The sequence below is a fragment of the Curtobacterium pusillum genome (genome assembly GCF_007680845.1).
GTDB lineage: Bacteria > Actinomycetota > Actinomycetes > Actinomycetales > Microbacteriaceae > Curtobacterium > Curtobacterium pusillum_B.
The window spans coordinates 174,654-197,128 of sequence record NZ_VEIY01000008.1 but is presented as its reverse complement, the minus strand read 5'-3'; the positions used below and the strand labels follow the sequence as shown (position 1 = coordinate 197,128).

The 22,475-nt window shown below is 70.6% G+C and carries 27 protein-coding genes; 10 read left to right on the top strand and 17 right to left on the bottom strand.

The genetic code is table 11. The annotated features are described in order from the left end of the window. Nucleotides 1–507 precede the first annotated feature (507 nt). The 6 genes from ccsB to FS825_RS16290 form a co-directional block, all read right to left on the bottom strand. Entirely contained in the window at nucleotides 508–1,497 is a 990-nt protein-coding gene (gene ccsB / locus FS825_RS16315; protein WP_395886443.1) for a c-type cytochrome biogenesis protein CcsB, read from the bottom strand. 5 nt (nucleotides 1,498–1,502) lie between these two features. Next, on the bottom strand, nucleotides 1,503–3,194 hold the full coding sequence (gene resB, locus FS825_RS16310) for a cytochrome c biogenesis protein ResB (protein WP_144715062.1): 1,692 nt from the start codon (nucleotides 3,192–3,194) through the stop codon (nucleotides 1,503–1,505). Continuing rightward, nucleotides 3,178–3,876, bottom strand: a complete 699-nt coding sequence (locus FS825_RS16305) for a cytochrome c biogenesis CcdA family protein (protein ID WP_144715106.1) — start codon at nucleotides 3,874–3,876, stop codon at nucleotides 3,178–3,180. Before FS825_RS16305 ends, resB begins: the two co-directional genes overlap by 17 nt. Nucleotides 3,877–3,921: 45 nt before the next feature. After that, nucleotides 3,922–4,536 carry a TlpA family protein disulfide reductase gene (locus tag FS825_RS16300; RefSeq protein WP_260981284.1) on the bottom strand — a complete coding sequence of 205 codons (615 nt, stop codon included), beginning with the start codon at nucleotides 4,534–4,536 and terminating at the stop codon, nucleotides 3,922–3,924. A 32-nt stretch (nucleotides 4,537–4,568) separates the two neighbouring features. Beyond that, on the bottom strand, nucleotides 4,569–5,225 hold the full coding sequence (locus tag FS825_RS16295; protein WP_144715060.1) for a histidine phosphatase family protein: 657 nt from the start codon (nucleotides 5,223–5,225) through the stop codon (nucleotides 4,569–4,571). A 68-nt stretch (nucleotides 5,226–5,293) separates the two neighbouring features. Further along, nucleotides 5,294–6,784, bottom strand: a complete 1,491-nt coding sequence (locus FS825_RS16290; protein ID WP_144715058.1) for a SulP family inorganic anion transporter — start codon at nucleotides 6,782–6,784, stop codon at nucleotides 5,294–5,296. A 53-nt stretch (nucleotides 6,785–6,837) separates the two neighbouring features. Between FS825_RS16290 and FS825_RS16285 the strand changes: the two genes are divergently transcribed. Further along, complete coding sequence (locus FS825_RS16285; RefSeq protein WP_144715102.1) at nucleotides 6,838–7,212, top strand: MerR family transcriptional regulator; 375 nt, start codon at nucleotides 6,838–6,840, stop codon at nucleotides 7,210–7,212. Here the strand turns inward: FS825_RS16285 and FS825_RS16280 are convergent. Then, a complete protein-coding gene (locus FS825_RS16280) occupies nucleotides 7,201–7,410 on the bottom strand; it encodes a hypothetical protein (RefSeq protein ID WP_144715056.1) in 210 nt (69 codons plus the stop codon). The two genes, FS825_RS16285 and FS825_RS16280, sit on opposite strands and share 12 nt — an antisense overlap. Beyond that, nucleotides 7,364–7,744 (bottom strand): hypothetical protein, encoded by a 381-nt coding sequence (locus tag FS825_RS16275; protein ID WP_144715054.1) that lies wholly within the window; start codon nucleotides 7,742–7,744, stop codon nucleotides 7,364–7,366. Before FS825_RS16275 ends, FS825_RS16280 begins: the two co-directional genes overlap by 47 nt. Before the next feature lie 203 nt (nucleotides 7,745–7,947). On the opposite strand from FS825_RS16275, the gene aspS reads away from it, so the two are divergent. Further along, the gene (aspS, locus tag FS825_RS16270; protein WP_144715052.1) at nucleotides 7,948–9,288 is read left to right on the top strand and encodes an aspartate--tRNA(Asn) ligase; all 1,341 of its coding nucleotides are present in this window, start codon (nucleotides 7,948–7,950) and stop codon (nucleotides 9,286–9,288) included. Between the two features lie 78 nt (nucleotides 9,289–9,366). Here the strand turns inward: aspS and FS825_RS16265 are convergent, their stop codons facing one another. The 5 genes from FS825_RS16265 to FS825_RS16245 form a co-directional block, all read right to left on the bottom strand. Further along, nucleotides 9,367–9,660 (bottom strand): Dabb family protein, encoded by a 294-nt coding sequence (locus FS825_RS16265; RefSeq protein ID WP_144715050.1) that lies wholly within the window; start codon nucleotides 9,658–9,660, stop codon nucleotides 9,367–9,369. Then, nucleotides 9,657–9,911 carry a glutaredoxin family protein gene (locus FS825_RS16260; RefSeq protein WP_144715048.1) on the bottom strand — a complete coding sequence of 85 codons (255 nt, stop codon included), beginning with the start codon at nucleotides 9,909–9,911 and terminating at the stop codon, nucleotides 9,657–9,659. The genes FS825_RS16265 and FS825_RS16260 overlap by 4 nt, the downstream gene beginning before the upstream one ends. A gap of 71 nt (nucleotides 9,912–9,982) precedes the next feature. After that, complete coding sequence (locus FS825_RS16255; RefSeq protein WP_003792170.1) at nucleotides 9,983–10,081, bottom strand: 30S ribosomal protein bS22; 99 nt, start codon at nucleotides 10,079–10,081, stop codon at nucleotides 9,983–9,985. 109 nt (nucleotides 10,082–10,190) lie between these two features. Continuing rightward, nucleotides 10,191–10,385 carry a helix-turn-helix domain-containing protein gene (locus tag FS825_RS16250; RefSeq protein ID WP_022902482.1) on the bottom strand — a complete coding sequence of 65 codons (195 nt, stop codon included), beginning with the start codon at nucleotides 10,383–10,385 and terminating at the stop codon, nucleotides 10,191–10,193. Nucleotides 10,386–10,466: 81 nt separating this feature from the next. Beyond that, a complete protein-coding gene (locus FS825_RS16245; protein WP_144715046.1) occupies nucleotides 10,467–10,982 on the bottom strand; it encodes an ArsR/SmtB family transcription factor in 516 nt (171 codons plus the stop codon). Between the two features lie 72 nt (nucleotides 10,983–11,054). On the opposite strand from FS825_RS16245, the gene FS825_RS16240 reads away from it, so the two are divergent. Next, a complete protein-coding gene (locus FS825_RS16240) occupies nucleotides 11,055–12,488 on the top strand; it encodes a TrkH family potassium uptake protein (protein ID WP_144715044.1) in 1,434 nt (477 codons plus the stop codon). After that, the gene (locus FS825_RS16235; RefSeq protein ID WP_260981283.1) at nucleotides 12,481–13,173 is read left to right on the top strand and encodes a potassium channel family protein; all 693 of its coding nucleotides are present in this window, start codon (nucleotides 12,481–12,483) and stop codon (nucleotides 13,171–13,173) included. The genes FS825_RS16240 and FS825_RS16235 overlap by 8 nt, the downstream gene beginning before the upstream one ends. 60 nt (nucleotides 13,174–13,233) lie before the next feature. Here FS825_RS16235 and FS825_RS16230 read toward each other — a convergent pair whose 3' ends face one another. After that, nucleotides 13,234–13,821, bottom strand: a complete 588-nt coding sequence (locus tag FS825_RS16230; protein WP_144715042.1) for a TetR/AcrR family transcriptional regulator — start codon at nucleotides 13,819–13,821, stop codon at nucleotides 13,234–13,236. 43 nt (nucleotides 13,822–13,864) lie between these two features. Here FS825_RS16230 and FS825_RS16225 point away from each other — a divergent pair, with 43 nt between their 5' ends. After that, nucleotides 13,865–15,364 carry an MFS transporter gene (locus FS825_RS16225; protein ID WP_144715040.1) on the top strand — a complete coding sequence of 500 codons (1,500 nt, stop codon included), beginning with the start codon at nucleotides 13,865–13,867 and terminating at the stop codon, nucleotides 15,362–15,364. Here FS825_RS16225 and proC read toward each other — a convergent pair. After that, entirely contained in the window at nucleotides 15,361–16,191 is an 831-nt protein-coding gene (gene proC / locus FS825_RS16220; RefSeq protein ID WP_144715038.1) for a pyrroline-5-carboxylate reductase, read from the bottom strand. The genes FS825_RS16225 and proC overlap by 4 nt on opposite strands. A 64-nt stretch (nucleotides 16,192–16,255) precedes the next feature. Here proC and FS825_RS16215 point away from each other — a divergent pair, with 64 nt between their 5' ends. Both FS825_RS16215 and FS825_RS16210 read left to right on the top strand, forming a co-directional pair. Then, nucleotides 16,256–17,212, top strand: coding sequence for a cation diffusion facilitator family transporter (locus FS825_RS16215; protein WP_144715036.1), 957 nt, complete (start codon nucleotides 16,256–16,258; stop codon nucleotides 17,210–17,212). Between the two features lie 76 nt (nucleotides 17,213–17,288). After that, the gene (locus tag FS825_RS16210) at nucleotides 17,289–17,666 is read left to right on the top strand and encodes a hypothetical protein (RefSeq protein ID WP_144715034.1); all 378 of its coding nucleotides are present in this window, start codon (nucleotides 17,289–17,291) and stop codon (nucleotides 17,664–17,666) included. Here the strand turns inward: FS825_RS16210 and FS825_RS16205 are convergent. Continuing rightward, nucleotides 17,663–18,094 (bottom strand): nucleoside deaminase, encoded by a 432-nt coding sequence (locus FS825_RS16205; protein ID WP_144715099.1) that lies wholly within the window; start codon nucleotides 18,092–18,094, stop codon nucleotides 17,663–17,665. The genes FS825_RS16210 and FS825_RS16205 overlap by 4 nt on opposite strands. Before the next feature lie 76 nt (nucleotides 18,095–18,170). On the opposite strand from FS825_RS16205, the gene upp reads away from it, so the two are divergent. From upp to FS825_RS16190, 3 genes are all read left to right on the top strand, one after another. Continuing rightward, nucleotides 18,171–18,806, top strand: coding sequence for a uracil phosphoribosyltransferase (upp, locus tag FS825_RS16200; protein WP_144715032.1), 636 nt, complete (start codon nucleotides 18,171–18,173; stop codon nucleotides 18,804–18,806). A gap of 549 nt (nucleotides 18,807–19,355) precedes the next feature. Further along, the gene (locus FS825_RS16195; RefSeq protein ID WP_144715030.1) at nucleotides 19,356–20,126 is read left to right on the top strand and encodes a winged helix-turn-helix domain-containing protein; all 771 of its coding nucleotides are present in this window, start codon (nucleotides 19,356–19,358) and stop codon (nucleotides 20,124–20,126) included. A gap of 349 nt (nucleotides 20,127–20,475) precedes the next feature. Continuing rightward, nucleotides 20,476–21,537, top strand: coding sequence for a TIR domain-containing protein (locus tag FS825_RS16190; RefSeq protein ID WP_144715028.1), 1,062 nt, complete (start codon nucleotides 20,476–20,478; stop codon nucleotides 21,535–21,537). Nucleotides 21,538–21,725: 188 nt separating this feature from the next. On the opposite strand, the gene FS825_RS16185 is transcribed toward FS825_RS16190, so the two are convergent. Continuing rightward, nucleotides 21,726–22,430, bottom strand: coding sequence for a hypothetical protein (locus FS825_RS16185; protein WP_144715026.1), 705 nt, complete (start codon nucleotides 22,428–22,430; stop codon nucleotides 21,726–21,728). Between the last annotated feature and the right edge of the window lie 45 nt (nucleotides 22,431–22,475).

The window sequence follows — 22,475 nt, the reverse complement described above, 5'->3', positions numbered from 1 at the left end:
GCCGCGCCGGCCCGCGCCCGCGCCCGCGCCGGTCCGCACCCGCGGCCGCGACCGCGGCCGCGGCCGCCCACCGAGCGGGCACTACACGCCGCTCAGCTCCGCCGAGGGGGCGGGACCGGCCGCCTGCGGCCGCCGAGTGGGACCGAAAGTGCCCGCTCGGCGTGCGCCGCCGCGCGTGGCGCGCCACCGGCGACGGCCGCGTCCGCGGCCGCCAACCGAGTGGGCGTGACACGCCGCGCGGTTCCGCCGAAGGGGCGGAATCGGCCGCCCGCGGCCGCCGAGCGGGCCACAACGTGCCCGCGGCGGCGTCTCCCGAGCGCGCCGCGCGGCGGGCGCGACACGCCGGCCGGTTCCGCCGAGGGGGCGGAACCGGCCGCCTGCGGCCGCCGAGCGGGACGGAAAGTGCCCGCTCGGCGAGGGACGCGACCGGACGACGGACGGGAGGCGCGGTGCCAGCTGGCACCGCGCCTCCCGTCCGGTGGTGGTCGCGTCAGTGACGCGCGCGGGTCACAGACCCGAGTAGCTGTGCAGTCCCTTGAAGAACACGTTCACGACGGAGAAGTTGAACATCACCGCGGCGAACCCGATGAGGGCCAGCCAGGACGATCGGGCTCCTCGCCACCCGCGGGTCGCACGGGCGTGGATGTACCCGGCGTAGACGACCCAGATGATGAAGGTCCAGACCTCCTTCGTGTCCCAGCCCCAGTAGCGGCCCCAGGCCCGTTCGGCCCAGATCGCGCCGGCGATGAGCGTGAAGGTCCAGAGGACGAAGCCCACGAGGATGACGCGGTAGGTCAGGACCTCGAGCCGGTCGGCGTCGGGCAGGGTCTCCATGAAGCGGAGCTTTCCCGAGGGACGGCCCTGGCGGTAGGTCTGCACCAGCTGCGAGACCGCGAGCCCCGCGCCGAGGGCGAAGAACCCGGTGCCGGCGATGGCGACGAAGACGTGGATGACGAGCCAGTACGACTGGAGCGCGGGCTGCAGTGGGACGACCGGCACGTAGTAGTTCACCGTCGCGATGCCGAGCAGGATGATCGTCAGGCCGGTGATGAACACGCCGAGGAACTTGAGGTTCTGCCAGAGCTGCACCAGCAGGAAGATCGTGATGATCAGCCCCGTGCCGGTCAGGGAGAACTCGAACATGTTGCCCCACGGCACGCGGTCCGCCGCGATGCCCCGGAGCACGATCGAGCCGACGTGCAGCACCAGCGCGAGGATCGTCATCGCCATGCCGACGCGTTCGAAGCGACTGCCGCCGCCCCCCTCGCGCTTGGCGGGAGCAGCGACCTTCTCGAGGACGACGGTGCCGCCCCGGACCGTCGCGACGGTCTGTTCGGCGGCGGTCGCCCGCGGCGCGTCGGCTGCTCCGGCCGCTGCGGCGGTGACGTCCCCCGCGCGCTTGGCCATGTCGAGCGCGAACGCGATGAACGCCACGACGTAGACCGCCATGGCGGAGTACGTCAGCACGACCGAGTAGGTCGCGAGGTTCGTGGTCAAGTCGCTCACTGGGGAATCCTAACTCCGAGGTCCGACGTGTGGCGCTGGGCGATGTCCGCCACTGCCCGTTCGAGGTTGGGGTCCTCGCCGCGAGCGAGGCCCGCGTACTCCAGGTCGTACTCCCCGTCCTCTGCACCCGGGCGCGGGACGACCTTCACCCAGACACGACGACGCGGGACGAACAGCGAGGTGAGGAGCCCCAGGACGGACAGCACGGCGAACCCGCCGACCCACAGCTGCGAGGGGTCGTGGTGCACGTCGAGCGACACGTACCGCTTCACACCGTCGAACGTGATCGACCCGGCCCCGTCCGGCAGCTTCTTGGTCTGCCCGGGCTTCAGCTCGAGGCTCGCCGTCGACGCGTCGGTCCCGGCGATCTGCTTGAGGCCACCGGTGTTGAGCGTGTACACGCTCTGCGGGACGCCGTCGTCGAGACCGAGGTCGCCCGTGTAGACCTGCAGGGTCAGGAGCGGGTTCTCGTCGTCCGGGTAGGCGCTCGCGTAGGCGCCGGTGGAGAGCTTCGAGGCCGTCGGGTAGAAGAACCCTCGGATGCCGAGCTGGTCGGGTTCCGAGTCCGGGACCTTGATGACGCCCAAGGAGGTGTAGTTCGCGTCCTGCGGCAGGAACGGCACGGTGTCCTTGAACGCCACGTTCCCGTCGCCGTCGCGCACCGTGACGCTCATCGCGTAGCCGTTGCCGAGCAGGTACACGTTCGTGCCGCCGACGTGCAGCGGGTCGTTGACGCCGAGGCGGCTGGTCTTCTTCGCGCCGCCCTTCTCTTGGCTGGTGACCGTGGCGGAGTAGTCGAGGGCCTGGCCGAGGGCGTCGAGGTTGCGCTCCTCGTACTTCGTGACGAACTTGTCGAGCGTCAGGTTGTAGCCCTTGAGGTCGGACTGCTGGAACCACCGGCCCGGGTTGAACGAGTCGTACGAACCGAGCACGTTCGAGAACGTCTGTCCTTCGACGAGGAGCCGCTGCCCGGTGTACCCGAACCCGCCACCGACGCCGACCGCGAGCAGCACGCCGACGAGGGCCGCGTGGAAGACCAGGTTGCCGGTCTCGCGCAGGTAGCCGCGCTCGGCGCTGACGGAGTCGCCGAAGCGCTCGACCCGGTACCCGGAACGCTTGAGGATCGACATCGCGCGGGTGACGGCGTGCTCCGGCGTGGCCTCTGCCCCGTCGACCGCGACCTTCTGGTAGCCGGCGAGGCGAGTGAGGCGGACCGGGGTCTTCGGCGGCCGGGTCCGGAGCGCCTGCCAGTGGTGCTTCGTTCGCGGGATGATGCACCCGATGAGCGACACGAAGAGCAGCAGGTAGATCGCCGAGAACCACACCGAGGTGTAGGTGTCGAAGACCTGCAGCTTGTCGAGGATCGGGTAGAGCTTGGTGTGGTCGGCCTGGTACTGGACGACGCCGTTCGGGTCGGCGGTGCGCTGCGGGACCAGGGACCCGGGGATCGCCGCGAGGGCGAGCAGCATGAGGAGGAAGAGCGCCGTGCGCATGCTCGTGAGCTGGCGCCAGAAGAACCGGACGTAGCCGATCAGCCCGAGCTTCGGTTGGGTGACGTCGCCGTCGGAGTCGGCACGGCCGGCGCGGGGTTCCGGGCCGGAGCCGTCGACGTGGTCGGACGGTCGCTGCGGGTCCGACGCGGCGTCGGTGCCCGTCGAGTCGAGGTCGGGATCAGACTGCCGGGACAAAGCTCTGGATCACCGCCCCGACGCTCGACATGACGGCCGACCAGATGCCGGTGACCATGAGCAGACCGATGACGATCAGGATCGCTCCTCCGATGATGTTGACGGTGCGCATGTGGCGCTTCACGGCGCGGATCGCCCCGGTCGCCCAACCGGCGCCGACCGCCACGAGGACGAACGGGATGCCGAGACCGAGGCAGTAGGCCACCCCGAGCCACATGCCCTGCCAGGCGCTGCCGGACTGGACGCTGAGCAGGTTGATCGCGGCGAGGGTCGGACCGAGGCAGGGCGTCCAGCCGAGGCCGAACACGATGCCGAGCAGGGGCGCGCCGACCAGGCCGGTCGCCGGCGTCCAGCCGGGCTTGATCGTGCGCTGCAGGAACGTGAAGCGCCCGATGAACACCAGGCCCATCGCGATGACGACGACGCCGAGGACCTGCGTGATGAGGTCGCGCCAGCGGACCAACCAGAAGCCGAGCGCGCCGAAGACGGTCGTGTAGGCGACGAACACGACCGTGAAGCCCAGGATGAACAACAGCACCCCGAGCACGACGCGACCGCGCCGCTGCCCCGCCTCGGCGACACCGCTGACGTAGCCGAGGTAGCCCGGCACGAGCGGCAGCACGCACGGTGAGAGGAACGACACGAGGCCGGCGAGGGCGGCCACCGGCAGGGCGACGGCCATCTGCCCGCTGAGGATCGCGTCGGCGAAGGGGTTGCTGGACACGGGTCAGGAGGCCTTGCCGCTGAGCTCGTCGGAGACCAGGGTGTCCAGGATCCCCGGGCCGTCGACGGCACCGAGCACGCGCGCGGCGACCCGACCCTGCTTGTCGAGGACGATGGTGGCGGGGACCGCGTTCGGGGCGATCTGCCCGGAGAGTGCGAGCTGCATCGTCCCCGACTTCTGGTCGAGCACCGTCGGGTAGTCGACCTTGAACTTGCGCTCGAACGCCTCGGCGGTCGCCTGCTCGTCGCGGACGTTGACGCCGATGAACTGGACGTCCTTGCCGGCGAACTCGTCGTGCACGGAGTTGAGGTACTTCGCCTCGGCGCGGCACGGCGGGCAGCCGGCGTACCAGAAGTTGAGGACGACGACCTTGCCCTTGAGCGCCTTGGACGAGACGGTGTCGCCGTCGATGTCCTTCGCGGAGAAGTGCACGGCGTCGGTGCGCTTGTCGGCGGCGACCTCGGTCACCGCGCCGTCACCGGAGATGTAGTTCTGCGTCGTGCCGCTGCCGTACTGCTTCGACAGCGAGTCGTTGTCCGACGAGCACCCCGTCAGGACCAGGGCGGCGGCCACGGCCGTCGCCGCGAGGACCGCGAACCGTCGGCTGCGGCCACGCACACTGCTCGTGCTCCGCACACTGCTCGTGCTTCTCACACTGCTCCTTCGTCGATGGCGGTCGCGCGCAGGGCCTCTGCCGGATCCGCGTACCCGACCTCGGTGAAACGGCCGGTCGGGGTGGCGGTTGCACGCTCGACGGTCGTGATGCTCGAGAGGTCGCAGCGTCGCTTCCTCGGGTCGTGCCAGAGCGGCTCGCCGGCGAGCTTGCGGTGCACGGTCCAGATCGGGAGCTGGTGGCTGACGAGGACGACGTCACCCTCGTCGACGCTCTGCCAGGCCGTGTCGATCGCGGCGAGCATGCGGTTCGCGATGGACTCGTACGCTTCGCCCCAGCTCGGCCGGAACGGGTTCGCGATCCACGGCCACTCCGCCGGGCGTCCGAGGGAACGCTTCGTGAACCCGGGGGGCTGTCCTTCGTACCGGTTCGTCGGCTCGATCAGGCGCTCGTCGAGGGCGATGTCGAGCCCGAAGGCGGCCGCCCACGGCGCCGCGGACTCCTGCGTGCGCTGCAGCGGGGAGGCCACGATGCGTCGGACGTCGACCCCGGCGTCCTTCCACGCGGTCGCCGACGCGAGCGCCATCTGCTTGCCGAGGTCGCTGAGCCCGAATCCGGGGAGCCGCCCGTAGAGCACACGGTCCGGGTTGTGCACCTCGCCGTGCCGGACGAGGTGGATTCGGGTCGCGGGCATGGGTTCCAGTGTAGGTCGCCCAGGCGTTCCCACCGGCCGCCCAGGGGATTCACCGGATGCGGAACCGCTCAGCCCAGTTCGCCGGAGAGCCGTCCGTGCAGCTCCGTCGAGCCGGTGTTGAGGTTCACCACCTCGACCGTCGACCCGTGCTGTGCGTAGCGCTGTTCCACCCCGTCGAGGGCTGCGACGGTGCTCGCGTCGAACACGTGCGCGTCGGCCAGGTCGATGACGACCCGCTCCGGGTCCTCGGCGTAGGAGAAGCGTGTGACGAGGTCGTTCGACGACGCGAAGAACAGCGCTCCGCGCACGCGGTAGCGGACCGTCCGCTCGTCGACGACCTCGCGCACGACGGAGACGACGTGCGCCGCCCGCCGCGCGAACACGAGGGCGGCGACGACGACGCCGACGAGCACGCCGGTCGCCAGGTTGTCCGTCGCCACGACGACGACGACCGTGATCACCATCACCGCGGTCTCGCCGAGGGGCATCCGCCGGAGGGTGCGCGGACGGATGCTGTGCCAGTCGAAGGTGGCGACGCACACCATGACCATCACCGCGGTGAGCGCTGCCATCGGGATCTCGGCGACGAGGTCGTGCAGCACGATCGTCAGCACCAGGACCGAGGCGCCGGCGACGAACGTCGAGATCCGGGTGCGGGCGCCCGCCGTCTTGACGTTGATGACGGTCTGCCCGATCATCGCGCAACCGCCCGTGCCGCCGAAGAACGCGGACGCCACGTTCGCGACGCCCTGCCCCCACGACTCCCGCCACTTGCTCGAGCCCGTCTCGGTCACGGCGTCGACCAGCTGCGCGGTGAGCAGCGTCTCGATGAGGCCGACGATCGCGACCCCGAACGCGTACGGCGCGATGGTCTGCAGGGTGTCGATCGTGAACGGAGTGGTGATGCCGTTGAAGCCGGGCAGCGCGGTCGGGAGCGCACCCTCATCGCCGACGGTCGGGACGGCAAGACCGAAGACGAGCGTGATCGCGGTGACGACGACGACCGCGATGAGCGGCGCCGGGACGGCCTTCGTCAGGAACGGGAACGCGACGATGATCGCGATGCCGAGGGCCGTCAGCGGCCAGACGACCGCCGGGACGTCGTGGCCGAACAGGTTCGGGAGCTGCGCGGTGAAGATCAGGATCGCGAGCGCGTTCACGAACGCGACGTTCACGCTGCGCGGGATGAAGCGCATGAGGCGGGCGACACCGAGGAAGCCGAGCACGATCTGGATGACGCCGCCGAGGACGATGGTCGGCACCAAGTAGGCGATCCCGTGGTCCCGCACGAGCGGTGCGATCACGAGCGCGACCGACCCGGCAGCCGCGGACACCATGGCGGGACGGCCGCCCACGATCGAGATGACGACGGCGATGACCACGCTCGAGAACAGCCCGACGGCGGGGTCCACCCCGGCCACGACCGAGAACGAGATCGCCTCGGGGATGAGGGCGAGCGCCGTCACGACGCCGGCCAGGACCTCCCGCGTGAGCAACCTCGGTGAGCGGAGTGCTCCGAGGACGCTCGGGGCGGTCGGAGCATGGGTGGTCGCAGACATCACGGGAACCCTACCCTCACGTGAGGGTAGGGTCGTGCTCCGTGAGCACCACCATGCACATCGGCGAGCTGGCAGAGCGGGCCGGGATGTCCCTCCGCACGATCCGCCACTACGACGAGGTCGGGTTGCTCGTCCCGAGCGGACGGACGACCGGCGGGTTCCGCGTCTACATCGAGCAGGACCTCGAACGGTTGCTCGTGATCCGTCGGATGAAGCCGCTCGGGTTCACCCTCGACGAGATGGCTGAGCTGCTCCGGGTCGTCGACGGGCTCGCGGCGAAGGACCCCGACGACGCACCCGCGCTCGCTGCGCGGCTCGATGAGTTCCTCGACGACGCCAGGGCCCGACACGCGAAACTCGTCGAGCGTGCTGGGATGGCCGAGGAGTTCATCGGCACCCTCGGGACCCTGCGCGCGTCACTCCTGTGACAGCTCCCCCGCTTCGAGGAGTCGCTTGCGCTCTCGACGCGCCTCACGCGTCTCCTCGAGGAACCGGATGATGTCGTCGTGCATCTCGATGAGCCGCCGCGCCTTCCACGGCCGGAACCGGTACCGCTGACGGACCTCCTGCCGCCATTCCTCACGTCGGCGTTCGATGAGCGCCTTGACCGGATCCTCCACCGCCATCGTCGTCTCCTCCCGTGATGAGTTCCAGCACGATCTTGCCGAAGGCGGCATCGTGATCGCGAAGAATCTGCATGTTGTACATCGCCTTGGCGCTCGCGAGCCCGACCTCGCTCCGTCCCACGTCGCCGTCGCACGCCTGGTCCACGGTCCACACGAACCGCGACCAGGCGCGGTCCCGCTCTTCACGACCGACGTCCCGCCGCCACCGGAGCACCGCCCACAGCCCGCCGACCACCCCTGCGACCGCCGTCAGCGCGACCGCCAGCGCGGCCGCGACCACCGTCGCCACCGCCGCAGGCGGCCAGGCCGCGAGCCCCTCGACCCCTGCCGTCATGCGGGGCCTCCCTCCAGCTCGCGACCCGGCCACGTCGAGAACGCTACGGACCCACCGGCCGCCACCCGCGCCTCCTGGCCGCCCCTGTGGACACCGACGGACGGAAGTCGACCTGTGGAGGAACGACCCACCGACCGACCCCACGAGCCCCGCCCACCGCAGCGCCATCGGCTCCCCGAGGCAGACCGGTAGACTCGACCACCGTGATCGAACGCACCCGCATCGCCGACCTCGCCGCACTCCCCGACGGCCCCGTCTCCGTCGCCGGATGGGTGGAGACCGTCCGCGATCAGAAGAAGGTCCAGTTCGTCGTGCTCCGCGACGAGACCGGCGCCGCCCAGCTGGTCAACCCCGCGACGCGTGAGGCGACCGAGGGCGACGACGCCTCCGCCGCTGCCCTCGCCACGACCGAGAGCATCTCCGGCCTCGCGAAGGGCACCTTCGTGCACGTCCGCGGCACGCTCAAGCACGACGAGCGCGTGAAGCTCGGCGGGCTCGAGGTCAAGGTCGGCGAGCTCACGGTCGTCAGCGCCGCGATCCCGGAGACGCCGATCGCCGACGACTCGTCGCTCGACAAGCGCCTCGACTGGCGCTTCCTCGACCTGCGCAACCGCAAGCAGAACCTCATCTTCCGCATCCAGACGACGCTCGAGCACGCGTTCCGCACCTACTGGGTCGAGCGCGACTACATCGAGCTGCACACGCCGAAGCTGATGGCGTCGGCATCCGAGTCGCGTGCCGAGCTCTTCCAGCTCGAGTACTTCGAGACGACGGCCTACCTGGCGCAGTCGCCGCAGAACTTCAAGCAGATGGCACAGCCGGCCGGGTTCGGCGCCGTGTTCGAGATCGCGGACGCGTTCCGTGCGGACCCGTCCTTCACGAGCCGCCACGCGACCGAGTTCACGAGCGTCGACGCCGAGATCTCGTGGGTCGAGTCCCACCAGGACGTCATGGCCATGCACGAGGAGCTCCTCGTCGCCGGCTTCACCGCGGTCAAGGCGAAGTACGGCGCCGAGATCGAGGAGGTCTTCGGCTTCGAGTTCGTCGTCCCGACCGCGCCGTTCCCCCGCGTGACCCTGGCCGAGGCCCGGAAGATCGTCGCGGACAGCGGCTACGAGGTCGTCCGCGCGGACGGTGACCTCGACCCCGAGGGCGAGCGTCGCGTGAGCGCCTGGGCGAAGGAGACGCACGGTTCGGAGTTCGTCTTCGTGACCGACTACGACGCCTCGATCCGGCCGTACTACCACATGCGTCACGCCGACGACCCGACGCTCACGAACAGCTACGACCTGCTGTTCAACGGTGCGGAGATCTCGACGGGGGCTCAGCGCGAGCACCGTGTCGACGTGCTCGAGGCGCAGGCCGTCGAGAAGGGCCTCGACCCCGAGGAGCTCGGCTGGTACCTCGACTTCTTCCGGTACGGCGTGCCGCCGCACGGCGGGTTCGGGATGGGCCTCGCGCGCGTGCTCATGCTCGCGCTGCACGAGCCGTCGATCCGCGAGGTCACGTACCTGTTCCGCGGCCCGACGCGCCTGACCCCGTAGTCACCCGGCACACGCGAAGCGGCCCCCGTCCGAGGACGGGGGCCGCTTTGCGTTCCGGGGTCGGCCTGGAGGCGCGCCTCACCCCTCCCAGTCGATGGCAGCCCGCCCCGTGACCAGTCCACGGATCTCCGCTGCCGCAGCCTGGTGCTGCGGGTGCACCTGGTACTCGTCGAGCCCGGCGAGGTCGTCGAAGGTCGCGACGACCGCGACGTCCTGGTTCTTCCCCGGGTAGGCGACGTTCTCGACGACCTCGAGCGACCGGATCGAGCCGACGGTGCCGATGAGGTCGGTGAGGAGCGTCCGGATCCGTTCGGTGGACTCGGCGCGGTCGAGGTCCTCGCGCAGGGTCCAGGAGACGACGTGGTGGATCATGCGCGGGCCTCGGCCTTCTCGAGGGCACGGTGCAGCCGGTCGGCGTCGACGTGCCAGTTGCTGTGGACCCGACCGTCGACCAGGACGACCGGGATGTCTTCCGCGTACTCCTCGCGGAGGGCGTCGTCGTCGAGGATCGACCGCTCCTCCAGGGTAACGCCGGGGTGTTCCGCCACGACGCGTTCGACGATCGGACGGGCGTCGTCGCAGAGGTGGCAGCCGGGCTTGGTGAGGAGGGTCACGGCGGGCATAGCACCAGCCTAAGCCTGCCGGGGAACACGAAAGCCCCGGCGAACCGGGGCTTCGAGTGCAAGTACTGGACTTACTTCTTGTTGCGACGCTGGTGACGCGTCTTGCGAAGGAGCTTGCGGTGCTTCTTCTTCGCCATGCGCTTGCGGCGCTTCTTGATGACAGAACCCATGTGGACCTCGCTCGGACTGATGCTGATGTACGGACACCGGGCCGAAGAGACCGCGGAAAATCAACCTGGTCGAGTCTACTGGCTGCCCGCTGTGATGTCGAACGCGGCGCTAGCCGACGTCGGCGATGCCCCCGCGCAGGACGTCCGCGACGGCGGACTCCGGGACGCGGAAGGACCGGCCGAAGCGGATGGCGGGGAGCTCCCCCGCGTGGACCATCCGGTAGACGGTCATCTTCGAGACGCGCATCATCTCCGCCACCTCAGCGACGGTGAGGAAGCGCACGTCGTCGAAACTGCCGGTCATGGTCCGCCTTCGGGGCTCGGTGTGACCTGTGTGGTCACTGGCAACTGTAGGGGCCCGTGGGACCCGGTGTCCAGGACCGGTTCAGTCCTCGTCGCCGCGCCTCGTGAAGCGCTTGCGGCCGCGGTCGACCACGCGCTCCCAGCCCTGCTGTGCGCCGGACAGCGCCGCCGTCGCACGGTACGACGCCTCGGCCATCACCCGTCCGAGTTCGGTGCCCACCTCGACGGTCGCCTTGCCCGCGACACCGTTGCGTCGGACCGAGACCGGCTGCCCGTCGAGCGTCCACGCCGTCGTCGCCGGGGTGCCGTCCGCGTCCACGGCACCCGTGAACGGGAGGACCCACTCCTCGATGCCGACGAGCGGCTCGGGGTCGAGGCGGTAGTAGCGGTGCTGCCCTTCTTCGCGGCTGGTCACGAGGCCGATGTCCCGCAGCACGCGGAGGTGCTTCGACACGGTCGGCTGGCTCACCCCGAGCTTCTCGACGAGCTGCCCGACGCTCAGCTCGCCCCCGGTGGCGTCCGCCCCGTACGCGGCGAGCAACGCCCCGAGCAGTTCACGCCTGGTGGGATCAGCCACGACGCTGAAGATGTCGGCCATGGGGCAAGGCTATCCGGGGCGTACCGGATGTACCATGACGAACCGTCCCGCCCATGTCCCCGGAGGCATACGATGCTCGACCGGCACGAGTCGCCGGCCCGTCCGACGGGCGTGACCCGCCGACGGCCGTCCCGGTTCGGGACCACGCTCCGGTCGTCCCCCTCGCGTCTGGCGATCGTGGTCTTCGTCGCGCTGATCTTCGTCTTCACGAGCCTCTTCATGACGCCGTGGGCCGCGGCGGACGGCACCTCGACGCACTTCGCGGACGCCCTGTTCACCGCGGCGTCGGTCGTCTGCGTGACCGGACTCGCGACCGTGGACATGGCGACGCACTGGTCGGTGTTCGGCAAGACCCTCGTCGTGATCGGCACCCAGATCGGCGCCGTCGGCGTCCTCACCTTCGCATCGATCCTCGGGCTCTTCGTCACGCGCAAGCTCGGCCTCCGCGCGAAGCTCATGGCGGCGGGCGACTCGAACCCGCTCCGCACCCACCACGGAGCCGTGCCGGAGGGGCAGGCCGTCCGCCTCGGCGAGGTCGGCACCCTGCTCGCGACGGTCGCGGTCAGCACCTTGTCGATCGAGATCGTCCTCGGGCTCCTCCTGCTGCCGAGCGTCCTCATCGCGGGCATGCCGTTCTGGACCGCTGTCGGCGACTCGTTCTACTACGCCGCGATGGCGTTCACGAACACCGGCTTCGCGCCGAACGCCAGCGGGCTCACCCCCTTCGCCCACGACTACTGGTTCCTGTCGCTCCTCATGGTCGGCGTCGTCGCGGGATCGATCGGCTTCCCGGTGATCCGCGCACTGACGAAGCAGCTCCGCACGCCCCGCCGCTGGCCGATCCACGTGAAGCTCACCCTGGCGACGAGCGCCGTCCTGCTCGTCGGCGGCGCGGTCGTCTACATCGCGCTCGAGGCCTCGAACCCGACGACCTTCGGTGAGGAGGGCGCCGGCCGGACCGCGTTCCAGGCGCTCTTCCTCTCCACGATGACGCGGTCGGGCGGGTTCTCCCTCGTCGACTTCGACCAGCTCAACGGCTCGAGCCTGCTCGTCACCGACATGCTCATGTTCATCGGCGGCGGCTCCGCCTCGACCGCGGGCGGCATCAAGGTCACGACCCTCGCCGTGCTGTTCCTCGCGGCGGTCGCCGAGGCGCGCGGACGCCAGAGCATGGAGGCGTTCGGTCGCCGCATCCCGAGCGACGTGCTCCGTGTCGCCGTCGCCGTCGTGCTCTGGGGCGCCACGATCGTCGCCGTCGCCACCGTGGTCCTGCTGCAGATCACCCACGAACCCCTCGACCGCGTGCTCTTCGAGGTGATCTCGGCCTTCGCCACGTGCGGGCTGTCGTCGGGGGTGTCCGCGGAGCTGCCGGAGTCGGGCAAGTACGTGCTCGCCGCGACGATGTTCCTCGGCCGGGTCGGTACAGTGACCATCGCCGCAGCCCTGGCCGCCAGCCAGAGCCGGCAACTGTTCCGCCGTCCCGAGGAGAGGCCGATCGTTGGCTGACCGCAACCGTCCGCACCCGCTGGGTGCCGTCAGCCACGACGCCCCGGTGCTCGTGATCGGCCTCGGCCGGTTCGGCGCCGCCACCGCCGGACAGCTGGAGCGGCAGGACCGCGAGGTCCTGGTCGTCGACACCGACGCCGGGCTCGTGCAGAAGTGGTCGGACCGGGTCACGCACGCGGTCCAGGCCGACGCCACCGACATCGACGCGCTCCGCCAGATCGGCGCGCAGGACTTCCCCATCGCCGTCGTCGGCACCGGCAGCGACCTCGAGTCGAGCGTGCTCATCACCGCCAACCTGGTCGACCTCGGCATCCCGCAGATCTGGGCGAAGGCGATCAGCCGGTCGCACGGCACGATCCTGTCGCGGATCGGCGCGAACCACGTCGTCTACCCCGAGCGCGAAGCCGGCGAGCGCACCGCCCACCTGGTCTCCGGCCGGATGCTCGACTTCATCGAGTTCGACGACGACTTCGCCGTGGTCAAGATGTTCCCGCCGGCCTCGGTCCGCGGGAAGGACCTGGCCACCACGGTGATCCGCACGCGGTACGGGCTCACCGTGCTCGGCATCAAGACACCGGGCAAGGCCTTCGTGCCCGCCACGCCGGAGAGCGTGATCGGCCAGGACGACGTCATCATCGTCTCGGGTACCGAGGGCGACCTGGAACGCTTCGCCGCCCTGGAGTGAGCGACGGGCGGACGGGAGGCGCGGTGCGGGCCCGCACCGTCCCTCCAGTCCGCCTGCTCGTCACGTCGCGGGCGCGACCCCGGTCCGCAACGCGTGGAAGAGTCGGTCGAGTCCGGCGCGGTGCGCCGCCGCGACGGCGTCGCGGTCCTCGTCGGCGATGATCCGCCGCGCGGTCCCGACGAACACCGTGGCGTAGCCGGCGACGAAGAAGGCGGCGAGGAGCTCGTCGCCGGTCGCCTCGGCGAGCGCCGCCTGCGCGTCCGCGGCGAGTTCGCGTGCCCGGGCCTGCAACGCGGGCGACCCGGCGATCGTGCGGAAGAACGCCTCGGAACCCGGGGCGAGTCCGGACACCGGCGCGCGGTCGTCGACGAGCCGGGTGGTCAGCGCCTCGAGCGCGGTGACCGCCTCGTCGAGCGGGACGCCGTCGACGGACGCCCGGAACAGGTCGATCGTCTCGTCGGAGCGGTCGAGGAACAGGTCCTCCTTCCGCGGGAAGTGCTTGAAGACCGTGACGCTCGACACCCCTGCCGCCTGCGCGACCTGGGCGACGGTCACCGCGTCGAAGCCGCGCTCGACGAACATGCCGGACGCGGTCTCGGCGATCCTCGCCCGGGTCTCCGGTCCCCCGCGGGGCGCGGTCCTCGGCATCCTGCTCCTTGTGTGACTACGTTGAGTGACTTAACCTAGACGCATGCCTGCGGTCCAGTCCCCCCACTCTCCCCGATCCCTCCGTGGTTCGCGGGTCGCCCTCGCCGGTCTCGCGGCGGTCTTCCTCTTCGAGATGCTCGACAACTCGATCCTGAACGTCGCCCTACCGACGATCGGACGCGACCTCGACGTGGGTGCGACCGGGCTGCAGTGGGTGACCGGGGCGTACTCCGTGGTCTTCGGCGGGCTGATGCTCGCCTCCGGTGCCGTCTCGGACCGGTACGGCCGCCGGCGGGTCATGCTCGTCGGGCTGGTGCTGCTCGGCCTCGCGAGTCTCGCGACCGCGTTCGTCACCACGGCCGGGGAACTCGTCGCGGTCCGGATCGTGACCGGGATCGCCGCGGCCATGACGACTCCGGGCTCGATGGCCCTCGCGTTCCGACTGTTCGACGACGACGAGCGACGAGTCCGGGCGATGACGGCGATCTCGACCGTGGGGCTGGTCGGGCTGGCCGTCGGCCCGACCCTCGGCGGCCTCGTGCTCGCGGTCGCGCCGTGGCAGGTGCTCCTGCTCGTCAACGTGCCGATCGCGACGCTCGCGTTCGTCGGCATCCGCCGGGGTGTGGTGGCGGACGACCCGGCCGGGCTGCACCGGGCACCGGTCGACTGGGCCGGGGCCGTCCTCGGCACGGCGACGATCGTGCTCGCCCTGGTGGCCCCGACCCGGTTCGCCGAGGACGGGCCCGACGCCTGGACCGGCTGGGCGACCGCCGCCGCGGCGATCGCCGGCGGAGTCGGCTTCGTGGTCCGGGAGCGGCGTGCCGAGCACCCGCTGCTGGACCTCGCCCTCCTCGTGCGGCCGCTGGTCTCGAGCGGGCTCGCGTACAAGGCGGCGACCGGGCTCGCCGTCGCGGGCCTCGGGTACCTCGTGACGCTCCAGCTCCAGCTGGCGTGGGGATGGCCGCCCGCACTGGCAGCCGTCGGCATGCTCCCCCAGGTCGTCGTGCTCCTGGCCGGGAGCGCCTTCGTCGGGCCGTTCGTCCGCCGGGTGGGCCTGGAGCGCGCGGCGTGGTCGAGCGCCGCGGCGGTCGTCGTGGGACTCGCGGTGTTCGCGCTGCTCGGTCCGCGCGGGTACGGCTGGATCGCGCTGGCGCTGACCCTGGTGGCCGCGGGCATGCGGGTCGTCGGGGTGGTCGCCGGCACGAACGTGCTGCGCGGGCTGCCGGAGGACCGCACGACGATCGGCGCGGCACTGGTCGACACGTCGTCCGAGGTCGCCTCGGCGGTCGGGATCGCGGTCGCGGGGACGGTGCTCGCGACGGTGTTCACGGGGCAGCTCGCCGTGACGCCGTGGACGTCGGCGCAGGGCGAGCAGTTCGAGGCTGCGGTCACGATCGGCGGGTCGGTGCTCGCGGTCGTCGCGGCGGCGCTCGTCGTGTGGGCGACGGCGCGGACGGCCCGTGCCGGAGCCGGTGCCAGTGCCGGCGCCGGCGCGCCGGCGTCGGCGTCGCCGTCGGCGTCGGCGTCGGCGTCGGCGGACTAGCCCTTCGCGAGTTCCTCGGCGCGCGCGATCGCCGCACGGGACGCCCGCTCGAACGCGCCGGCGAGGTCCGCGTCCTGGAGCACCGCCACGGCACGCTCCGTGGTGCCCTTCGGACTCGTCACGGCCTTGCGCAGCGCGGCGGGCTCCTGGCCCGACGCGGCGAGCAGCTCGACCGCGCCGCGGACCGTGCCCTGCACCATCGCCTCGGCCTGCTCGTGGGTGAACCCGAGCGACTCCGCCGCCTGCTGCCACTGCTCCACCAGGAGGAAGACGTACGCCGGGCCGGAGCCGGACACCGCCGAGAGCGCGTCGAGCTGCGACTCCGGGACCTCGATGACCACACCCGACGCGGCGAACACCGATGTCGCGAGTGCGACCGCGTCGGCGTCGGTCGAGGACCCGGCGCTGATGCCGGTGACGCCGTGCCCGACCCCGATCGGCGTGTTCGGCAGGGCCCGGACCACGCGGACCCCGGCCGGCACCTTCGCCTCCATGCTCGCGGTGGTCGTCCCCACGGCGACGCTCACGACGACGACGCCAGGCTCGAGGTCCGCGGCGACCTCGTCGAGCAGGTCCCCGATCGCGTAGGGCTTCACGCCCAGCACGACGAGCGACGCCCCGCGGACGGCCGAGCGGTTCGCGTCGGCGTCGGTGTCGGTCGCCGCAGCGTCGAGCCCACGTGCCCTGAGCGCTGCGGCGGACGGCTCGGACTTCGTCGTGAGCGTCACGGTGCTGGGGTCGAGTCCGGCGGCGAGCAGCCCGTCGAGGATCGCGCCGGACATCGAGCCGACGCCGAGCAGCGCGGTGCGTGGGAGTTCGATCGTCATGGTCCCGACCCTATCCAGCCCGCGCGCCTAGGATCGGGTGGCAGGTCAGGGAGAAGGGACGTCTGTGAGCGCATCTGGAGGCACCAGGGCCATCCTCGCGGCACTCGGGGCCAACGTCGGCATCGCGATCGTGAAGTTCGTCGCCGCGGCCATCAGTGGTTCGGCGTCGATGCTCGCGGAGGGCGTCCACTCGCTCGCGGACTCCGCGAACCAGCTCCTCCTGCTGCTCGGCGGCCGACGCGCCCGCCGTGCGGCCGACGAGGAGCACCCGTTCGGCTACGGCCGGGAACGCTACGTGTACGCGTTCGTCGTCTCGATCATCCTGTTCTCGGTCGGCGGCGTGTTCTCGCTCTACGAGGGCATCGAGAAGCTCGCCCACCCGCACCCGCTCGAGAACTGGTGGTTCCCGATCGTCGTCCTCGTCATCGCGATCGGGCTCGAGGGCTTCTCGCTCCGCACCGCCCTGAACGAGGCGCGGCCGCAGAAGGGTCGGCTGAGCTGGGTGCAGTTCGTCCGTCGCGCCAAGGCGCCGGAGCTCCCGGTCGTCATGCTCGAGGACACCGCGGCGCTCATCGGCCTCGTCTTCGCGTTCCTCGGCGTCGGCCTCACCGTCATCACCGGGAACGGCCTGTTCGACGCACTCGGCACGATCCTCATCGCCGCGCTCCTCATCGCGGTCGCCGTGGTCCTCGGCATCGAGACGAAGAGCCTCCTGGTCGGCGAGGGTGCGACCGCGGCGGACGTCGAACGGATCAAGCACGCGGTGCTCGACGGCCCCGAGGTCGACTCGATCATCCACATCAAGACCCTCTACCTCGGGCCGGACGAGCTCATGGTCGGCGTGAAGGTCGCGGTCGACGGCGACCGTCGGCTCGGCGACGTCGCGGCGGGCATCGACACGGTGGAGCAGCGCGTCCGGGCAGCCGTCCCGATCGCACGGGTGATCTACGTCGAACCCGACGTGCTCCGGACCGGCCCGCGTCCGCCGACCGAGGCGATCGTCATCCGGGCTGCCGACTGAGCGGTCCCGGCTGCGCGGTCCGGGGTAAGGACTGCCTTGCTGGCGGGCGACTCCGCCGTTCCTCCACGATGGAGCCATGTCGGCGCTCTTCAACATCCTGCTCGTCCTGCACTTCCTCGGCCTCGCGGCGGTCATCGGCGCGTTCCTCGTGCAGGTGCGCCGCAAGGGCGGGTTCCAGACCTCCTGGCCCATCACCGGCCTGATCGTGCAGCTCGTCACGGGGCTCGGGATGATGGGGATCATCGACGCGACGCACGACGGTGGCGCGAACCACGCCAAGCTCGGCGTAAAGCTCGTGATCGCCGCGGTCGCCCTCGTCCTGGCGTTCGTCGCGCGTGCCCGTCAGAAGCGTGCCGACAGCGGTGCGGCCCCGGCGAAGGCGGCCCTGCCGTTCTTCCACTCCGCCGGCGCGCTCGCGATCGTCAACGTCTTCATCGCGGTGCTCTGGAGCTAACGCCGCTCCGCGAAGAACGCGTCGAGCAGCGCGGCGCAGTCGGCCTCGAGCACGCCGCCGATCACCTCGGAACGGTGCGGCAGTCGGCGGTCCCGGGCGATGTCGTACACGCTCCCGCTCGCCCCGGCCTTCGGGTCCCAGGCACCGAAGACGATCCTCGGCACCCGGGCGGCCATGACCGCACCCGCGCACATCGGGCACGGCTCGAGCGTCACCACGAGGGTGTGCTCCTCGAGGTGCCAGTCCCCCGTCGCTGCGGCTGCAGCACGCAGCGCGAGCACCTCGGCGTGGGCGGTCGGGTCCTGCAGCGCCTCGCGCTCGTTCCGGCCGACCGCCACGACGGTGCCGTCGCGGTCGAGGACGACCGCGCCGACGGGGACGTCCCCGGTCGCGAGACAGGCCCTCGCCTCGGCCAGGGCACGCTCCATCGCGGGGACGAACGGGCGTGCGGCGGGTGCTTCCACGGGACCTCCGGTCGGTCAGTGGCACGGTAGGCTCGACCCTATGCGAGTCCACGTCGCCGACCACCCGCTCATCACCCACAAGCTCTCGGTGCTCCGCGACCGTACGACGCCCTCCCCCACGTTCCGCGCGCTCACCGAGGAGCTCGTCACGCTCCTCGCGTACGAGGCGACCCGGAACGTGCGCGTCACCGCGACCCCGATCGACACGCCGGTGGCGCACACGATGGGCGTCGCGATCGCGCGCCCGCGGCCGCTCGTCGTCCCGATCCTCCGCGCCGGCCTCGGCATGCTCGAGGGCATGGTGAAGCTCGTCCCCACGGCGGAGGTCGGGTTCCTCGGCATGGCGCGCAACGAGGAGACCCTCGAGCCGCAGACCTACGCCGAGCGGCTGCCCGACGACCTCTCCGGCCGGCAGTGCTTCGTGCTCGACCCGATGCTCGCGACCGGCGGGACGCTCGCGGCCGCGATCGACTTCCTGTTCGCCCGCGGCGCGGAAGAGGTCACCTGCGTGTGCATCCTCGGTGCGCCGGAGGGCCTCGCCGCCGTCGAGGAAGCCGTCGGCGACCGCAACGTGTCGATCGTCCTCGGCGCCCTCGACGAGAAGCTCGACGAGAACGGCTACATCGTTCCCGGGCTCGGGGACGCCGGCGACCGTCTCTACGGCCTGGCCGAGTAGGACGACCCCCGGTCGCGACGCGACCGTTCTCCGGACGGGAGGCGCGGTGCCAGCTGGCACTGTCCCTCCAGGCACGGCCGTCACCCCGCTGGCGCGGTGCGCCGGTACCGGCTGGTGGGGCCCACCTCCCGTCCGTTCTGCTGTCCGGTCCACCGCACCGTCCGTGCGGACGGTTGACACGACGCTGGTATCCCATCGATACTCAGTCCATGACTGCAACCGTGTCCACCCGCGTCCTCTCCGAGGCCCAGGGGACTGCCGGCATGATGATGCCGGCCACGGCGGTCATGCGTTGTCGAATGTGTGCCTGATCGGCACCCGTTCCAGCCGGATCCCCCGCGACACCACCCCCGTCGCGCGAGCGTGATCCCCGGGTGACGACCACGTCGACGACGCGCACCACGTCACGAGGTCCGTCCCCGTACCCCCGGGACGCCCCGGTCCGCAGCAGGACCGCAGGGCACCACGGCACTCGCCGTACCCGGGCCGACGCATTCGACACGCTCCCGGGGCCTCCCGCCCCGTAGCCACATCGCCCGGAGAACCGCCATGTCGCTCACCATCGCTCAGCCCCGTACCGCCCTCCGCACCGCTGCCCACACGCCGACCGACCTCGGCACCGTGACGTCGATCCGTCCGCGCCGCGAGCCGGTCACGCCCCCGACCGCGAACGGGGTGCCGACGAGCCCCGTCGTTGCGCCGCAGCGGAACCGAGCGCTCCCCGAGGGGACCGAGGCCCGCGGCTTCGCCCTCTACGTCGGCATCGACGAGGCGAAGGCCGCGGCCGCCGGCACCACCCTCGCGGCGGTCGTCGAACAGCTCAAGGCACTCACCGCGCAGCTCGTGCCCTCGTCGGAGACCTACGCCGCGGTGGCCGTCGCCGCCGAGGGCTCGGGCGGACGCGACGTCGACGTCGTCCGGCTCGCCCTGCAGGACCGCTCGGCCGTCGCCGCGCGGAAGCAGGCCGAGAAGCCCGAGCCCGAGGAGACCGGCGTCGTCATCGACATCTCCCGGAAGCGCGTCACCCTCGACGGCGAAGCCGCTCCCCTGACCTACAAGGAGTTCGAGCTCCTGCAGTTCCTCGTCCTGCGCGAGGGCCAGACGGTCGACCGCTCGGCGATCATCGACGGCCTGTGGTCGGACGGCGAGGACGAGACCCCGAACGAGCGCACGATCGACGTGCACGTCCGACGACTCCGCTCGAAGCTCGGCGCGTTCGAGGAGATCGTCCGGACCGTCCGGGGCGTGGGCTACCGCTTCGACCGGCACGCCGACGTCGCCGTGCGCTACGCCTCGACCCCGTCGCCGGACCTCTTCTGATCCACATCGACGGCTCTTGGTGAACTCGCAGCGAACGGGCCGCCGGGTCTCTAGCGCGCCGTTACCGCTTCGTTATACAGTCGTTCGTGCAGGCAGTGTTTGCTGTGGCACCGCCTGCGGAATGTGATTGCAGGACACTCTTGGTGCAAGGGAAGGAAGGCCGACCGTCAGCCTCTGGCGGTCGGCCTTCTGTCGTTCTGATCAGGGATTCGTGTGGTCGCGGTGTTGGGAACAGAGCGGGGACAAGACTCACGAGAAGTTCTCGCACCTATTCAGTGCCAATCCGGAGTGCGGAGTCATCAGGTGAGCTTTGCTCTACCCTGATCCCACCATCGGATAAGGGAGCCCCATGACTGAGCACGACTTCGACATCGCCGTCACGTTCGCTGGGGAAGATCGCGAGTTCGTGGATGAAGTGGTCGCGCTGGTCAAGGCTTCCGGCGTGAGTGTCTTCTACGACGAGGATGCCAAGGTCGAGATGTGGGGAGAGGACCTGACCGAGTTCTTCCCTGACGTATACGAGCGACGAGCGCGCTACGCGGTCATGTTCGTGTCCGCGCACTATGCGGCGAAACCGTGGACGCGTCTGGAGCGCCGTAGCGTCCTGCTTCGCGCCATGCAGAGCAACGCCGCGTACTTGCTGCCCGTGCGTCTCGACTCGACTCAGCTGCCAGGTGTTCGTAGCACCGTCGCATACTTGGACGCCCATACGGAGGGGGCAGCAGGGATAGCGGAAGCTGTCAAAGCGAAGCTCGGCGGGTCGAGAGCAGACGGAACGCGCCGATTCAACGGCCGAGTCCCACGGACGCCTTCGGAAGCGGCCACTCTCGTCGGGGAGCGCCCCGCTGGATGGGAGTACATCCTCTTCAGCTACTGGCTGTCCACGGGGCTCGAACAGCGATCGGACGCGTACAACGATCACCGTCTGCAGTTCGCTCTGGGTGGGCAGTTCGTGCCCACGGAGGCGCTGGTGGACTACATCCAATCTGAGTTCGCGGCGATTCAAGCTGTGACTGAGACCTTCGAGCGACTGTTGCTTGGCCCCGGGCAAGTGTCCGCGATGGGCGCTCGGGGCGAGGAAGGCGATCCGGACTTGATCGAGCACCTCGCCAGCCGCCTGCTCCAGATCTACGACGAACTGCTCGCCTGGTCGCAGCGCCTTCGATCGGCGACGACACCTCTAGAGGAGGGACGTGCCACGCTCCGCGCACTGGCCGATTACGCCGCGCAGCCCATCGAAGCGGTTCGCGACTTCGTCATGGATCTGAGGGACCGTATGGACGGCCTGAACGCGACGCTGGAGAAGGGCGAGTCAGTCGAGCTACAGCTCGTGATCGCCTTCGAGATCCCCGAAGAAGCTTCTCTACGGTATGAGCGCTCCTTCGACCGCCTTACCCGGGCTCTGCGCTGACTGCCTCGCGCGCGTGTGCGCGCGCACGCGCCTTTTTGCAATCGACTGGTCGATTTCCGGGCGAGGGGGGCGGATGAGCGAGCCCCTGCTCATCGCCGGACCTGTCACTGACCAGTTCATGGCGCAGGGCATGACGACGAACGCCCCAAGAACCAGCGGGTTCCTAGGGCGTTCGGGGCAGTGCGGGGCTACCGGGGGTTGCGCAGGCGGTCCACGTCATCATCCACGGGCGACCAGGCGGATGCTCCACCGAACGTGCGGGCGTAGCCAGGCGAATCGCTCGCGGCGATCTGCGCACGAGTGAGCATCGGCACGGCGCTGGTGTGACCCTTGCCCTGCTCCAGCGCGTTCGCCCATGCGCCCAGCGGAGCCACCGTCGTCTCGTGAGCGTGGGCAGCGGTGGCGTCAGGTGCACCGAGCTGGACGAGCCGGTCGAACACCGCGGCGCGATACTCGTCCGCGACCGCCGCACCGTCGCTGCTGCTCAGCACGTCCGGCAGGGTGTCGATCATGTCGAGCAGCGCCGTCGCGCGCCGGTCGTCGGCCTGCGCCAGGATCTGATCGAGCCGAGCGCCGCCGTCGAGCATGGCGCGGACCTTGCTCTGCTCGTGCTGGGTCACGGCGATGCCGTCTGCATCGGTCGGACGTCGGGCGGCGAACACGTCCGCTCGTGTCGGGCCGGTAACGCTCGCGAGCGCCGCGGCTGTCGCTTCGGCAGCGGCCTCGTACCGCGTGTCTGCCTGCTGCACCATCTCAGCTCGGTGCCGAGTCAGTGCGTCGGGGGTCAGATCGGCGTTGCTGTAGGTCGCGGCAGCCCGGTGGGCGTCGTCTCTCGCCGCAAGGGCGTTCGCGGCAGCTTCGACGGCCGCAGCGATGTTCACGGGGTTGGTCATGGTGTTGCTCCTGTTCTCGGGCTGGTGCCCGTTTTGGGGTCTGGG

Coding starts and splice junctions, on each gene's coding strand:
- FS825_RS16305 (WP_144715106.1), bottom strand. CDS start 3,876: ATGGCCGTCGCCCTGCCGGTGGCCGCCCTCGCCGGCCTCGTGTCGTTC.
- FS825_RS16295 (WP_144715060.1), bottom strand. CDS start 5,225: ATGCCCGCGACCCGAATCCACCTCGTCCGGCACGGCGAGGTGCACAAC.
- FS825_RS16290 (WP_144715058.1), bottom strand. CDS start 6,784: ATGTCTGCGACCACCCATGCTCCGACCGCCCCGAGCGTCCTCGGAGCA.
- FS825_RS16285 (WP_144715102.1), top strand. CDS start 6,838: ATGCACATCGGCGAGCTGGCAGAGCGGGCCGGGATGTCCCTCCGCACG.
- FS825_RS16280 (WP_144715056.1), bottom strand. CDS start 7,410: ATGGCGGTGGAGGATCCGGTCAAGGCGCTCATCGAACGCCGACGTGAG.
- FS825_RS16275 (WP_144715054.1), bottom strand. CDS start 7,744: ATGACGGCAGGGGTCGAGGGGCTCGCGGCCTGGCCGCCTGCGGCGGTG.
- FS825_RS16265 (WP_144715050.1), bottom strand. CDS start 9,660: ATGATCCACCACGTCGTCTCCTGGACCCTGCGCGAGGACCTCGACCGC.
- FS825_RS16260 (WP_144715048.1), bottom strand. CDS start 9,911: ATGCCCGCCGTGACCCTCCTCACCAAGCCCGGCTGCCACCTCTGCGAC.
- FS825_RS16255 (WP_003792170.1), bottom strand. CDS start 10,081: ATGGGTTCTGTCATCAAGAAGCGCCGCAAGCGCATGGCGAAGAAGAAG.
- FS825_RS16250 (WP_022902482.1), bottom strand. CDS start 10,385: ATGACCGGCAGTTTCGACGACGTGCGCTTCCTCACCGTCGCTGAGGTG.
- FS825_RS16245 (WP_144715046.1), bottom strand. CDS start 10,982: ATGGCCGACATCTTCAGCGTCGTGGCTGATCCCACCAGGCGTGAACTG.
- FS825_RS16240 (WP_144715044.1), top strand. CDS start 11,055: ATGCTCGACCGGCACGAGTCGCCGGCCCGTCCGACGGGCGTGACCCGC.
- FS825_RS16230 (WP_144715042.1), bottom strand. CDS start 13,821: ATGCCGAGGACCGCGCCCCGCGGGGGACCGGAGACCCGGGCGAGGATC.
- FS825_RS16225 (WP_144715040.1), top strand. CDS start 13,865: ATGCCTGCGGTCCAGTCCCCCCACTCTCCCCGATCCCTCCGTGGTTCG.
- proC (WP_144715038.1), bottom strand. CDS start 16,191: ATGACGATCGAACTCCCACGCACCGCGCTGCTCGGCGTCGGCTCGATG.
- FS825_RS16210 (WP_144715034.1), top strand. CDS start 17,289: ATGTCGGCGCTCTTCAACATCCTGCTCGTCCTGCACTTCCTCGGCCTC.
- FS825_RS16205 (WP_144715099.1), bottom strand. CDS start 18,094: ATGGAGCGTGCCCTGGCCGAGGCGAGGGCCTGTCTCGCGACCGGGGAC.
- upp (WP_144715032.1), top strand. CDS start 18,171: ATGCGAGTCCACGTCGCCGACCACCCGCTCATCACCCACAAGCTCTCG.
- FS825_RS16195 (WP_144715030.1), top strand. CDS start 19,356: ATGTCGCTCACCATCGCTCAGCCCCGTACCGCCCTCCGCACCGCTGCC.
- FS825_RS16190 (WP_144715028.1), top strand. CDS start 20,476: ATGACTGAGCACGACTTCGACATCGCCGTCACGTTCGCTGGGGAAGAT.
- FS825_RS16185 (WP_144715026.1), bottom strand. CDS start 22,430: ATGACCAACCCCGTGAACATCGCTGCGGCCGTCGAAGCTGCCGCGAAC.